The sequence below is a fragment of the Ruegeria sp. AP12 genome (genome assembly GCF_056540025.1).
In genome coordinates this window covers 319,054-331,218 of the sequence record NZ_JBQFVZ010000003.1, presented here as the reverse complement: position 1 = coordinate 331,218, position 12,165 = coordinate 319,054, and the positions used below count along the sequence as shown (strand labels likewise).

The 12,165-nt window shown below is 62.9% G+C and carries 14 protein-coding genes; 9 read left to right on the top strand and 5 right to left on the bottom strand.

The annotated features are described in order from the left end of the window. Positions 1–2: 2 nt before the first annotated feature. Together ACR0E6_RS12575 and ACR0E6_RS12570 are read right to left on the bottom strand one after the other, a co-directional pair. The gene (locus tag ACR0E6_RS12575) at positions 3–1,742 is read right to left on the bottom strand and encodes a heparinase II/III family protein (RefSeq protein ID WP_480583847.1); all 1,740 of its coding nucleotides are present in this window, start codon (positions 1,740–1,742) and stop codon (positions 3–5) included. Between the two features lie 90 nt (positions 1,743–1,832). After that, positions 1,833–3,089 (bottom strand): RsmB/NOP family class I SAM-dependent RNA methyltransferase, encoded by a 1,257-nt coding sequence (locus ACR0E6_RS12570; protein ID WP_480583844.1) that lies wholly within the window; start codon positions 3,087–3,089, stop codon positions 1,833–1,835. 89 nt (positions 3,090–3,178) lie between these two features. Here ACR0E6_RS12570 and ACR0E6_RS12565 point away from each other — a divergent pair, with 89 nt between their 5' ends. After that, positions 3,179–3,355, top strand: coding sequence for a DUF1674 domain-containing protein (locus ACR0E6_RS12565; RefSeq protein ID WP_170623213.1), 177 nt, complete (start codon positions 3,179–3,181; stop codon positions 3,353–3,355). A 4-nt stretch (positions 3,356–3,359) separates the two neighbouring features. On the opposite strand, the gene ACR0E6_RS12560 is transcribed toward ACR0E6_RS12565, so the two are convergent. Continuing rightward, on the bottom strand, positions 3,360–4,214 hold the full coding sequence (locus ACR0E6_RS12560; protein WP_480583841.1) for a LysR family transcriptional regulator: 855 nt from the start codon (positions 4,212–4,214) through the stop codon (positions 3,360–3,362). A 99-nt stretch (positions 4,215–4,313) separates the two neighbouring features. On the opposite strand from ACR0E6_RS12560, the gene tmpA reads away from it, so the two are divergent. Genes tmpA through ACR0E6_RS12545 form a run of 3 tightly spaced genes read left to right on the top strand, consistent with a single transcriptional unit; the run spans position 4,314 to position 6,702 of the window. After that, positions 4,314–5,450, top strand: coding sequence for a 2-trimethylaminoethylphosphonate dioxygenase (tmpA, locus tag ACR0E6_RS12555; RefSeq protein ID WP_480583838.1), 1,137 nt, complete (start codon positions 4,314–4,316; stop codon positions 5,448–5,450). Further along, positions 5,447–6,037 (top strand): (R)-1-hydroxy-2-trimethylaminoethylphosphonate oxygenase, encoded by a 591-nt coding sequence (gene tmpB / locus ACR0E6_RS12550; protein ID WP_480583835.1) that lies wholly within the window; start codon positions 5,447–5,449, stop codon positions 6,035–6,037. The genes tmpA and tmpB overlap by 4 nt, the downstream gene beginning before the upstream one ends. Continuing rightward, positions 6,034–6,702 carry an ureidoglycolate lyase gene (locus ACR0E6_RS12545; RefSeq protein ID WP_480583832.1) on the top strand — a complete coding sequence of 223 codons (669 nt, stop codon included), beginning with the start codon at positions 6,034–6,036 and terminating at the stop codon, positions 6,700–6,702. Before tmpB ends, ACR0E6_RS12545 begins: the two co-directional genes overlap by 4 nt. Here ACR0E6_RS12545 and ACR0E6_RS12540 read toward each other — a convergent pair. Together ACR0E6_RS12540 and dapB are read right to left on the bottom strand one after the other, a co-directional pair. Then, a complete protein-coding gene (locus ACR0E6_RS12540) occupies positions 6,689–7,327 on the bottom strand; it encodes a DUF2306 domain-containing protein (RefSeq protein ID WP_480583918.1) in 639 nt (212 codons plus the stop codon). The genes ACR0E6_RS12545 and ACR0E6_RS12540 overlap by 14 nt on opposite strands. A gap of 84 nt (positions 7,328–7,411) precedes the next feature. Continuing rightward, complete coding sequence (gene dapB / locus ACR0E6_RS12535) at positions 7,412–8,221, bottom strand: 4-hydroxy-tetrahydrodipicolinate reductase (protein ID WP_170453634.1); 810 nt, start codon at positions 8,219–8,221, stop codon at positions 7,412–7,414. Between the two features lie 91 nt (positions 8,222–8,312). Here dapB and rbfA point away from each other — a divergent pair, with 91 nt between their 5' ends. From rbfA to ACR0E6_RS12510, 5 genes are all read left to right on the top strand, one after another. Next, positions 8,313–8,708 (top strand): 30S ribosome-binding factor RbfA, encoded by a 396-nt coding sequence (gene rbfA, locus ACR0E6_RS12530; protein WP_170453633.1) that lies wholly within the window; start codon positions 8,313–8,315, stop codon positions 8,706–8,708. Continuing rightward, positions 8,705–9,448, top strand: a complete 744-nt coding sequence (locus ACR0E6_RS12525; protein WP_480583829.1) for a phosphodiester glycosidase family protein — start codon at positions 8,705–8,707, stop codon at positions 9,446–9,448. The genes rbfA and ACR0E6_RS12525 overlap by 4 nt, the downstream gene beginning before the upstream one ends. A gap of 54 nt (positions 9,449–9,502) precedes the next feature. Then, positions 9,503–10,408, top strand: coding sequence for a tRNA pseudouridine(55) synthase TruB (gene truB / locus ACR0E6_RS12520; RefSeq protein WP_480583826.1), 906 nt, complete (start codon positions 9,503–9,505; stop codon positions 10,406–10,408). A 21-nt stretch (positions 10,409–10,429) separates the two neighbouring features. Further along, complete coding sequence (locus tag ACR0E6_RS12515) at positions 10,430–10,933, top strand: DUF1643 domain-containing protein (RefSeq protein WP_480583823.1); 504 nt, start codon at positions 10,430–10,432, stop codon at positions 10,931–10,933. Positions 10,934–11,028: 95 nt separating this feature from the next. Continuing rightward, complete coding sequence (locus ACR0E6_RS12510; RefSeq protein WP_480583819.1) at positions 11,029–12,051, top strand: calcium-binding protein; 1,023 nt, start codon at positions 11,029–11,031, stop codon at positions 12,049–12,051. Positions 12,052–12,165: the final 114 nt, after the last annotated feature.

Here is a 12,165-nt window from a genome sequence, read left to right as displayed (position 1 = left end):
CGTCAGTCAAACTCGGGCTCGTCCCGGTGAATGTCACGCACGGCATAGGCAGTATCCTGCGCCTTGCTCAACGTCCACTGGATGCGCGTCGCATACTCCATTGCGCGGCCAGATAGAACGATCTGTTTTGTCGCGCGTGGCTTCAGGCGGCCTTTTTCAAGGTAAACGCTTGGCTCGACAGACAATTTTCCAACGCCATCATGGCGGAACACCCAAATCTCACCGCTTTTGAGCGCCATCGACACCGCCGCGCCACCCAGATCAATGGCCGCATCGACATCCGGGTGCAGGTGAAACCGGATGTCAAACCCGATACCCGAAAGCCCCGAGGCATCCAACGCCCTGTCAAACTGCCGCTTGGCCTTGTCGGTCGCGGTCAGCAGAATATCTTCGCCGGTCAGTTCTCGCCCGTCAAAGCGCAGCTCGTATGTGCGGGCATGGGTCAGACCGAAGGTTTTGGCATAGCCGTCATGCCCGGCCATGAAGCGAATACCTTCGAATGCGTCTTCGAACTCAACCGGAACCTCACGCGGGGCGTCCACCAGCGCCTGATGCTCGCTGCCCGGTGTCGGCTTGGCCAATCTTGCGCTGGAATAACCGTCCAGACACAGCGTCGAATGGGACGGGGTCGCCCGACCCGCCCGCCGCCAGTCCAACCCGAAACTGGCCCCGGACCCGCAATTCACGATCAAAGGGCGACGGCCCGAGGTCACCTCGAACGCCAGTGTCGAGGCATGGGCGTTCAGTGACGCGGCCCCAGCGGGCGGAGAGCTTGCATCGACAATCACAGTCGTCCGCGCGGCGGATAGTCTTGCATAGCCCATCGGCAGTTCGGTCGCGGCCTTATGCTTGACCCCGCTTTGCGCAAGCGCCTGTTCCAGCCGACCTTCGACTCCGCGCCCACCGCCGTGGAACCGGGCCAGCGCCCCGTCCGCGTGGCGCAAGCTGCGCAGCGTGGGAGCGATCCGCTTGATGGCAGTGGCCTGAGCCACCGGCGTGCCACGCCCCACATCGTTCAGCGCGGCCGAGGTCCAGCTGAGCAGCGTGAACACCTCAAGCAATTCCTCCGGGTTGCGGGTGGGAATGCCACCCTGGGCGTCCACCTGACGTTCACATTCGCGGGCCAAAGCACGCAGGGCCGGATCGGCCATTGCCTCAAGCCCTTCGAGCACCAGTCCGGATTGCACCAGACCGGCCAGCGCTTCGAATCTTGGCAGGCCCGGCGTGGCGGCCTGCCAGCGTTTCGACAGGAACCAGGTTTGTTGCGCAAGGGATCGGAAGAACAGCTTGCTGTGTTTGTCATCAACGCCGCGCAACAGAAAGATCGCGTGGTTGATCCAGCGCATGACCCGCCGCCCGGTCAGGTCCGGCACCCATCCCGGACCATGGCCACGCCCATGCGCCTCGATCCAGCCCCAGACCCAGCGCTGCGCCTTTTCCCGCGCCCGCATGTCACCCACAGCTGCCAGATCATCCAGCCATGCAAAACCGTGGCGCTCATCGTCAAATCCCACGCTGGGGGCTGCGACCTCCCACAAGCCGGTATCCTGCGCCTCGACCAGATAACCGGCGAACAGCAGGTTCCCGGCGACCAGTTGGCGGCCTCGGGCGAACGACCCGACAGTGCGCGGTTCGGGCTGCGATACAAACCCCGTGACCGCCTTTTGCCGCTGGCTCAGGCGCGCGTAAAAACGGTTCTGAAACCGCATCCACCGGCTGGTCATGGTGTCCGTTTCTGACATGACGCGTGTTACTCTGCCCCTTGCGCTCTGCTGGCGCTTGAGACCCAACGATAGACCGTGCCGATCGTCAAGTCATCGAAAAGCGTGTGCTCAGGCGGATTTGGTGAGGCAGGCGATATAGAACCCGTCCATACCACCGCGATCCGGCCAGTAATCGGGGCGCAGACGCAGGCCACCTTCTTCGGTGATCCAGTCCGGCTCGACCCCGTCGATGTTCAACGCGTCGCGGTTGACGGTCATGCCGGGGAACATGCCCAAGGCTTCCTCAACCTGCACCTCGCCTTCGTCGGGCAACAGCGAACAGGTGCAATAGACCAACCGCCCGCCGGGTTTCAGCAAGGTCCAGGCACGGGCCAGCATCTGCGCCTGCAACTCGATCAACCCGCCGAATTCCGAACCGTCCTTGGCAAAGGGCAGATCGGGATGGCGGCGGATGGTGCCGGTGGCGGAACAGGGCGCGTCCAGCAGGATGGCATCGTATTGGCCTTGGTGGTCCAGCGCATCGCCTGCGATGACATTTGCCTTCAGCCCGGTCCGCGCAAGGTTTTCGCGGACGCGTTCCAGTCGCCCTTCCGAGATATCCAGTGCCGTGACCTCGGCCCCGGCAGCGGCAAGTTGCAGCGTTTTGCCGCCCGGTGCGGCGCAGAGGTCCAGAATTTTCTCACCGGCATTGGGTGCCAGAACACGCACCGGCAAGGCCGCCGCTGCATCCTGAACCCACCAATCGCCCGTGTCGAACCCCGGCAGGGCCGACACCTGCCCCGCAACCCGCACTCGCATCGACCCCGTTGGCAGAGCGTCACCGGGTCCGCTCGCACCGGGTTTCAGCGACAAGTCCAAAGGCGCACCGGCGAAATGGGCCTGCTCCATGCCCGCGACGGCCTCGGCCCCCCAGGCCATAACCAGCGGGTCGCGCAGCCATTCGGGCAAACGCGGCACCCGCATCTTCGGCCAGGCCTCCGGGCCTTCGGCGGCGACTTTGCGCAGCACGGCGTTCACCAGCCCCTTGAGACGCCCGTGCTTGCGCGACCGGCCGACAATCTCGACCATCGAGTTCACAACACCATGCGCGGCCTCGCCGTGACACAGCTCGACCGCGCCCAAACGCAGGGCATTGTGCACCGTCAGGGCCGGGGTCCGGTTCAGGTGATTGTCCAGCAGCCGGTCCGCACGCTCCAACCCGCGCAGGGTTTCCAGCGTCAGGCGCTGCGCCCGCGCGCGATCTTCGGGGTCCAGCCGATCCAGCGCACCTGCGGCCAGACATTCGGACAACAGCCGCCCCTCTCCCAGAATCTGATCCAGCAGATAGATCGCGCTGCGTCGCGCTGCCGTTGCGTTATCGGACATGGAACCGCCTTTGATGTGACCCTCGCCCGCATTGCCAAGGGCGGACGGGGGCGTATATCAAGCCCCTGCACGGAAAGGAACCCGATGTCATGAGTGACGACCGCACAGACCTGCCCCCCGCCGCCCAGCGCGCATTGGCCGAGGCCGAGGAACGCCGCAAACAGGCCGAGGCAAAAGAGATGCCCAAGGAATTGGGCGGGCGCGACGGACCCGACCCGGCCCGCTATGGCGATTGGGAGAAAAAGGGCATCGCCATCGATTTCTAGGCGCTCAACCCCGCAGCGCCTGAAGAAAATCACCAATCAGGGCGCGTTGTTTTTTCGATTTGGCCCGGTCCTCGGGCCATGTCAGCCAATAACCATCCTTGGTCTGCAATTCGGGCAGGTCCAGCCTGCGCAACCGTCCCGCCTGCAAATCCGCCTGCGCCAGAGGCACCGAGCCCAGCACCACACCCATCCCCTGACGGGCCGCTGACAGGGCATGTTCCATCGAATCAAAACTGACCTGAGACGGAGGCAATTCCGCCTGCCCCGTCTTCCGCGCCCAGTCCCGCCAACCGGGCCGTTCGCCGCGCAGATCAATCAGCGGCGCGCCCCAGCCAATACCGGGCGCGGCCATCGGCACCAGCACCTCGGGCGCGATCAATTCGGCATCCCGCCCCGGCCACGCCCCTCGGCCATAGCGGATTTGCAGCCATGTCCGTTCCTCATCCAGCGAGGACCGGCGCGCCACGGAATCGGTCATCACCCGCACCTTGGGCCGCATGTCGTGAAACCGCGCCAGACCGGGCAGAACCAGCGCATGGATGTTCGAGGCCAGCCCGGCCACCCGCAATTCGCGCGGAGATTTGCCGAACAGATCCTCGGTATTGCGTTCCAGCGCCTGCAAACTGTCCTGCACCAGCGGCAGATAGCTTTCGCCCTCCACCGTCAGCGACACGCCGCGCGCCTCGCGCACAAACAGGGTCCGGCCCAACCAGGCCTCAAGATTGCCGATCCGCTGGCTGACTGCCGCCTGAGTCAGTCCGAACTCTTTCGCCGCCGCCGAGAAGCCGCCCAGCCGACCAGCGGCCTCGAACACGCGCAGCCAGTCCAGCGGGGGCAATCCGATCTTTTTCTTACCCATAAGTTTTTCCAAGCCTCAGCCGAAAGAAGGATTAATTGTCGTAATGCCACGGGGCGCGTATTTCCTCAACCAAAGCCGCGCTGAACAGGAGATCCCCCAATGCTGCGCACCGCCACCCATGACGCCTCGGTCGTGACTGTCGCGTTCGACACCGGCACCACGGCCCGTTTCCACGCCATCTGGCTGCGCGACAACGCGCTGGACTCTGAGACCCGCGCGCCGGGCAACGGTCAGCGCCTGATTACCATCGGTGATATTCCCGCCGATATTTCGGTCAGCGCGGCACAGGTTGTGAACGGCGATCTGACCGTGACCTTCCAGCCCGAAGGCAAAACCGTCACCTTCCCCGCCGGTTGGTTGGCCGATCACAGCTATGACCGCGCCCATGCGCAGGACATCGGCCGCACCGCCCCCGGCATCACCACCTGGGAACGCGGCATAGCCGCACCCAGCGGCGATTGGGATCAGGTCCACGCCAACCCGACCGCCAAACGGGATTGGCTGGCTGCTGTGGCCGAATACGGTTTCGCCAAGCTGACCGGCGGCCCGACCGAGCCGGAATCGCTGCTGAAAGTGGCCGATCTGTTCGGCTACGTGCGCGAGACCAATTACGGCCCCTATTTCGAGGTGCGGACCGAGGTGAACCCGACCAACCTCGCCTATACCGGGCTGGGTTTGCAGGCGCACACAGATAATCCATACCGCGACCCGGTGCCGACTCTGCAAATCCTTTATTGCCTTGAGAACTCAGCCGAAGGTGGCGATTCCATCGTGGTTGACGGCTTCCGCGCCGCCGAAAAGCTGCGTGAACAGAACCCCGAAGGCTTTGCCCTGCTGGCAGGCTACCCCGCCCGGTTCGAATACAAGGGCTCGGACGGCGTCTGCCTGCGCTCGCGCCGCCCGATGATCGAGTTGTCGCCGGATGGGGAGTTGATCGGCATCCGCTTCAACAACCGCTCATCCGCGCCGTTCGTGGACATCCCGTTCGACCATGTGGAGGCCTACTACGCCGCCTATCGCCAGTTGGGCGAGATCATCGACGATCCGGCCATGGGCGTGTCGTTCAAACTGGAACCGGGCGAGAGCTTTATCGTCGACAACACCCGCGTCCTGCACGCACGTCTGGGCTATTCCGGCGCAGGCTCGCGCTGGTTGCAGGGCTGCTACGCCGACAAGGACGGATTGCTGTCCACGCTGGCAGCGATGGAGATGGCACAGCCGGAGGCCGCGGAATGAAACCGGATTTTTCGACCCTGAACCGGGACAATATCGTGGCCTTCATCGGCGATATCTTCGAGCGTCGCGGTGGTGAGGAATATCTGGGCGAACCCGTCACCATGGCCGAACATATGCTGCAAGGTGCAACGATTGCCGAGCAGAACGGCCAGCCCGAGGAAATCATCGTCGGTGCCCTGCTGCACGATATTGGTCACTTCACCTCGGAATTCGGCACCTATCACCCCGACGACACCGAAGACCGCCATCACGAGGACGCGGGCGCCGAGGTGCTGGAGCATTTCTTCCCCTCGGTCATCACCGATTGCTGCCGCTATCACGTGGCGGCCAAACGCTATCTCTGCGCCACCAAGCCCGAGTATTTCAACCGCCTGTCTGCCGCCTCGGTCCATACGCTGGAATTGCAGGGCGGCCCGATGAGCACCGAGGAAGTCGCCGCATTCGAGGCCAACCCGAACCTGAAGGAAATCATTCAGGTCCGCTATCTGGACGAGGCTGGCAAACACGCCGATATGGAGACGCCCGATTTCGCCCATTTCGCGCCGATGGTTCAGCGCATGGTCGATAAACATCTGGGGTCGGCATGAGCGCGCCGGAGTATATCTTTGAGGCCAGTTCCAAACCCTCGTTGCCATGGCATGAGGTGCCACTGATCCGCGCGACAGACACATCGGTCAAGGGATACGGCTGTCTGGTCGATGACCCCGACACATTCGAAATCGAGATCACCCGCTGGCCGCAGCAAGGCTGGCGGCCCATCGACGAGGGCACCGGCGACGAAGGCGGCTGGGTCGAGGGGACGTTCAAATGCGACTGGCAGGGCGATGTGCTCTATGGCGAGAACGAGGCAGTCAAGGGCCATTATGTCCTCGGCTGGTCCGCTGACCCTCAGCAGGCACAGACCGACCGGCAAACCGCACCCCGCGACCAGGTCTTGCTGTGGCATATGAACTATCACCCCGATGGCGGGCAGATGTTCTGGCCGCTGGACAACAAACCCTTCATCGTCCCCGCCGCCCTGCCCGGAGACAACCTGACGCCCGACAAAGTGGTGGCGTTCTGGTGCGACGGCTCTCGCGGGCTCTATATCCATCCCGGCATCTGGCACGAGGGGATTTTCCCGGTCGAAGACAATCAGCGATTCCTTGACCGGCAGGGACGGGTTCATGCCCGCGTCAGTGCCGATATCGGCAAAGAGTTCGGCCTCTATCTGGCTTGTCCTCTCAGGGCGGACAAGATCAGGGATGTGTGACCAGCACTCCTTCATGGCCCGAACGCTTACGCATGATCCATATCTGAACGATCAGCAGATAGGGTACAAAGAACGCAAAGTTCTGCACCAGATCGAAAGGGCCCGAGAAATCGGGCTCTGACCCAATCCCTCCGGTCAGCAGATACCAAAGCGTATAATGCACCCGGTAGAGCCACGACCCCAGCGCCAGCCAGAACAGTCGTAATCCCCAGGCCCAATGGCCCGCGCGATCCCGAATGATCGCCATGCGCGCCAACATCAGCGCCGAGGTAAACAGGCACAGGCCGTACAAGAAAAAGCCCGCGGACATATCCGGGCCGCCGATTGTTCCGCGCAAGGGGATATAGGTCATCCCGGCCAGCCCGGTGATCAGAGCCAGCGCAATCAGCATCGTCCCCAATGCACGGTGAAACCCATTGAACCTCTGCCGAAGGGGGCGGATCAATTGCAAGGGCACCAGCGTCACCAACACCGTTCCGGCAAAGATATGCAGAATCATCGCCGCGTTTCCGACGCTCTGACCGTCCGCAAACAAATAGCTTTGCGCGGGCGCATTGTGCGACAGCCCAAGGCCGATCATTCCGAACCCATGCACCACAAACGGCAGCAGCGTCAGATAGAACACTGCCAACAACAATCCGATTGCCAAACGAGATTTCAGGATCCGCATAAGCAGACCTTAGCGCCTTAGGGCGATCCGTCTATGGGCCTACAACCCCAACACATCCACCATGTCATACTGACCCGGCGCTTTGCCCTGCCCCCACAGCGCCGCCTTCAGCGCGCCGCGGGCAAAGATGGCGCGGTCCGAGGCCAGATGGCGCAAGACGATGCGCTCTCCGGGTGCGGCGAACAGGACGTCGTGTTCGCCAACCACATCTCCGCCGCGAATGGCGTGAAAGCCGATATCGCCGCGTTTGCGCGCGCCGGTGATGCCGTCGCGGCCCCGGTCGGACACATCGTTCAGCTTGACGCCGCGCCCCTCGGCGGCGGCCTCGCCTAACATCAGCGCGGTGCCCGAAGGCGCATCGACCTTGTGGTGGTGATGGCCTTCTATGATCTCGATGTCGAAATCCTCATCCAGCGCAGCGGCGACCTTTTTGGTCAGTTGCATCAACAGGTTGACGCCAAGGCTCATGTTGCCCGCCCGCACGATGACCGCATGGCGCGAGGCCGGTTCCAGCGCCGCGATCTGTTCGTCTGTCATGCCGGTGGTGCCGATCACATGCACGCAACGCGCCTGTGCGGCCAGTGCGGCAAAATCCAGCGTCGCCTCGGGCGCGGTGAAATCGATCACGGCCTGCGCCTGCGCGAATGCCTCCAGAGGGTCGTCCGTTACAGTCACGCCCAATGCCTGACCGCCCATCGCTTCACCGACGTCCTGACCGATCCAGTCGTGGCCTTTACGCTCGACCACACCGACCAGACGCGCCTGATCGCTATCAGACACGGTCTTGATCAGCATCTGCCCCATACGGCCCGAAGCCCCTGTGATGACGATCCCCGGAATATGGGTCATTGCGCTGGTCCTTTTCGCTAAGTCGGCTCAAAGCCTCCTACCCCGTTCGCGCCCGCTTGGCAAAGCCCTGCTTTGCGCTTAGATCGGGAATATGGCAAAGAACAAATTCCACGATGGCCCCGGCCCGTCCCAACGGCAACTGCGTGTCGGCGAACTGATCCGCCGCACCCTGTCCGAGGTTCTGGCGCGCGGAGATGTCCACGACCCCGACCTGAACCGCATGTCGATCACAGTGGGTGAGGTGCGCACCTCGCCCGATCTGAAGATCGCCACCGCCTATGTGCTGCCCCTTGGCGGCAAGGGGCAGGAGGACGTGATTGAACTGCTGGCCCGCAACAAAGGTGAACTGCGGCGCGTGATTGGCAAGAAACTGAACCTGAAATTCTCGCCCGATCTGCGGTTCCGTCTGGATGATACATTTGACCGTCTGGACGATACCCGCCGCATGTTCGAACAGGACGCGGTGCGCCGCGATCTGGACGAGTGATCCGTACCCTTGTCACGTTGGGCGCTGCCATGTGGGCGGCGCAGGCGGGCGCGGTGACCTGCGAAAAGCTGACCCATGAGGACAAGCGGTATACCGTCTGCGAAGTGGACACCGCCAATGAAGACCTGCGCCTGTTTCTGAATGATGAAAACGGCGCGGTGCTGGGGCATTTTTCATCCGTGAACGAAGCGCTTGCGCCCAGCGGTAAGCAACTGGCCTTTGCGATGAACGCGGGCATGTACCACGACGACCGCTCGCCCGTCGGGCATTATGTCGAAGAGGGACACGAGCAAATGCGCGTGATCCCGAATGCAGGCCCCGGCAATTTCGGCCTGTTGCCCAACGGCGTATTCTGCATCCGTGACGGTCGCGCCGATGTGTATGAGACATTGACCTATGTCGATCAGGCCCCCGATTGCCGGTTCGCCACCCAGTCCGGCCCGATGCTGGTGATCGACGGAGAACTGCATCCGCGTTTCCTGCCCGATTCGACCTCGCTCTATGTGCGCAACGGGGTGGGCACCAGCGCCGATGGAACGCAGGCGGTGTTTGCGATCTCGGAGGATTACGTGACCTTTCACGAGTTCGGCAGCCTGTTTCGGGATGTGATCGGCACCCCGAATGCGCTGTTCTTCGATGGCAATATCTCGCGCATGTATGATCGGGCGGGCGGGCGTTCGGATCTGGGGTTCTCGCTGGGGCCAATTGTGGGTGTGGTGGAAGATACGCCCACAAATTGACAGCGGCAAAACGATCCGCTAACCCGCGCGCCTCAGCAAAAGGCAAGGTGCAAGATGGGACGCAAACGCAAGGGCCGCGACATTTCCGGTTGGCTGGTGGTGGACAAGCCTGCGGGCATGACCTCGACATCCGTAGTCAACAAGGTGCGTTGGGCGATGGATGCCAAAAAGGCGGGCCACGCGGGCACGCTGGACCCCGAGGCAACCGGCGTTCTGGCCGTGGCTTTGGGTGAGGCGACCAAGACCGTTCCTTACATCACCGACGCCTTGAAAGCCTACACCTTCACCGTGCGTCTGGGTCAGGCCACCAATACCGACGATGCCGAAGGCGAGGTGATTGCGGAAAGCGATGCACGCCCCTCGGATGACGATATCAAACAGGCGCTGGCTCCGTTTCTGGGCGACATCATGCAGGTGCCGCCCAAGTTCTCAGCCGTGAAGATCGACGGACAGCGCGCCTATAAGCTGGCCCGCGATGGCGAGGATGTGGAACTGTCTGCCCGGCCCCTGTGGGTCGAGGAACTGGTGGTGGTCGACCGCCCCGACGAAGACCACGTGGTGCTTGAGATGACCTGCGGCAAAGGCGGCTATGTCCGCTCGATCGCGCGCGATCTGGGTGCAGCGTTGGGATGTTACGGCCACGTCAAGGAACTCCGCCGCATCTGGTCCGGCCCGTTCGAGGCCGAAGACGGCCTGTCCATCGAACAGATCGACGAGATGGCCAAGACCGAGGCACTGGACGAGTACCTGCATCCGCTGGAAACCGGCCTGTCGGACCTGCCCGAGCTGAAATGCACCCCCGAGGGTGCCACCCGCCTGCGCAACGGCAATCCGGGCATGGTGCTGGCGTCGGACGTGGAATATGGCGACGAAGCCTGGGCCTCGCTCGATGGCAAGGCCGTGGCCGTGGGCATCTACAAATCCGGCGAATTGCATCCCAGCCGGGTGTTCGTCGCTTGAACGCTGTGCTAGCCGAAAGACATGATCACACGCACCCATACCAAGGGCGACGCGCCCTCGACCGCCATCTATTCGGATTGCGAGAAGTATCGCTATAGCCTGACCCGCGTTTGGGATGCGTCGGGGCGCAAGGCGCTGTTTGTGATGCTGAACCCCTCAACCGCGACCGAGGTGCAGAACGACCCCACCGTTGAACGCTGCGAACGCCGCGCGCGGGCGCTGGGGTTCGGGGCGTTTCAGGTGACAAATATCTTCGCCTGGCGCGACACTGACCCGCGCAAGATGCGCGCCGCTGCCGATCCGGTGGGGCCCGAGAATGACGCCGCAATTCTGGACGGCGTGCAATGGGCCGATCAGGTCATCGCCGCCTGGGGCACCCATGGCGCGCATCTGGAACGTGGCCCGGCGGTGGAAACCCTGCTGCGCGGCACCGGCCAGCCTCTGTTTCATCTGGGGCTGACCAAGGACGGGCACCCCAAACACCCGCTTTATATCGCATACACCCAGCAGCCCGAGGCGTGGTGACAAAGGGTTAACCACGGACTCAGGCTTGCTTTGACCAAACCGGGAGCCGGATGGGATAGTTCAACCTCGGAGCAGTGTGCTTTCGGAGGGTTCCCATGTTTTTGGCCGGATTGCTTGGATTGGCCGCCGTCGGCGGCGCGGCTTACGCCATGAGCGACGTGTTCGCGACCGAAGAGGAACCCGAAGACGACGAACCGATAAACGACACGCCCGAGGAACCAACCGAAGGCGAATTTCTGGATATTGGCGAGAACGTTGAAGAACCTGAAACACCCGAGGGTCCGGAGATCTCAACCGGCACCGTGATCTCAGAACATCTTGGCGATCTGGTGATCGCAGGCTCTGACGGCACGGATGAAATCACCGGGCAGGAGGGGGACGACCAGATCAACGGCTATGGCGGAGACGACATCATCAATGGCGGTTGCGGCGATGACGTTCTGCACGGGGGCGACGGTCAGGATGTGATGTCCGGCGGGCACGGGTCGGACATTCTGCATGGCGAGGCGGACGACGACCTGCTGTCCGGAAACGAAGGAGACGACAAGCTGTATGGCCATTTCGGCGCCGATGAGCTGGACGGCGGCGAGGGCGCGGATGCGCTCTACGGTGGTCAGGGCGACGACAGGCTGGCAGGCGGCGCAGGCGATGACGCGCTGCACGGTGGCTATGGCAACGACACGCTGTCCGGTGGCGAAGGCGAAGATGTGCTGTTCGGCGGTGATGGCGATGACCTGCTGTTTGGCGGCGAAGACGGCAATACGCCCAGCACCGACTTTCTGAACGGTGGCACCGGCGACGACACGATCCTGGCCCAGGGCGGTGATGTGGCCAATGGCGGCCAGGGGGCCGACCAGATCATCCTCGACACCGAAGGGGATGACGAAAAGGTCACCGTCATGGGTTTCCAGCCCGGTGAGGACAAGTTGCTGATCACATGGGACGCCTCGGACGATCCCGACATTCAGATCCAGCAGGACGAAGAGAACACCAACCTGACCCGCGTTGTCATCGACGGGCAGGAGGTTGCGCATCTTTACGGGGCCGACGGGATGACCAGCGACGACATCCGATTGATTACCGAAGCCCAGCTGGCCAAGTACGGGCAGACGCACTAGCCTCGCAGAATCCCTTTGCCATTGGCAGAAAAAGCGCCTATACGCGCCCATCCGCATCGGAATCGGTGCGGGTTTCTCCATGGGCCTGTGCTGGACGACATCCCGGCCTGCGCC

What these genes read in the sequence shown, in the direction of transcription:
- tmpB (WP_480583835.1), top strand. Translation starts at nt 5,447, where the DNA reads ATGAAACCGGATTTTTCGACCCTGAACCGGGACAATATCGTGGCCTTC.
- ACR0E6_RS12545 (WP_480583832.1), top strand. Translation starts at nt 6,034, where the DNA reads ATGAGCGCGCCGGAGTATATCTTTGAGGCCAGTTCCAAACCCTCGTTG.
- ACR0E6_RS12570 (WP_480583844.1), bottom strand. Translation starts at nt 3,089, where the DNA reads ATGTCCGATAACGCAACGGCAGCGCGACGCAGCGCGATCTATCTGCTG.
- tmpA (WP_480583838.1), top strand. Translation starts at nt 4,314, where the DNA reads ATGCTGCGCACCGCCACCCATGACGCCTCGGTCGTGACTGTCGCGTTC.
- ACR0E6_RS12510 (WP_480583819.1), top strand. Translation starts at nt 11,029, where the DNA reads ATGTTTTTGGCCGGATTGCTTGGATTGGCCGCCGTCGGCGGCGCGGCT.
- ACR0E6_RS12560 (WP_480583841.1), bottom strand. Translation starts at nt 4,214, where the DNA reads ATGGGTAAGAAAAAGATCGGATTGCCCCCGCTGGACTGGCTGCGCGTG.
- ACR0E6_RS12515 (WP_480583823.1), top strand. Translation starts at nt 10,430, where the DNA reads ATGATCACACGCACCCATACCAAGGGCGACGCGCCCTCGACCGCCATC.
- truB (WP_480583826.1), top strand. Translation starts at nt 9,503, where the DNA reads ATGGGACGCAAACGCAAGGGCCGCGACATTTCCGGTTGGCTGGTGGTG.
- ACR0E6_RS12575 (WP_480583847.1), bottom strand. Translation starts at nt 1,742, where the DNA reads ATGTCAGAAACGGACACCATGACCAGCCGGTGGATGCGGTTTCAGAAC.
- rbfA (WP_170453633.1), top strand. Translation starts at nt 8,313, where the DNA reads ATGGCAAAGAACAAATTCCACGATGGCCCCGGCCCGTCCCAACGGCAA.
- dapB (WP_170453634.1), bottom strand. Translation starts at nt 8,221, where the DNA reads ATGACCCATATTCCGGGGATCGTCATCACAGGGGCTTCGGGCCGTATG.
- ACR0E6_RS12565 (WP_170623213.1), top strand. Translation starts at nt 3,179, where the DNA reads ATGAGTGACGACCGCACAGACCTGCCCCCCGCCGCCCAGCGCGCATTG.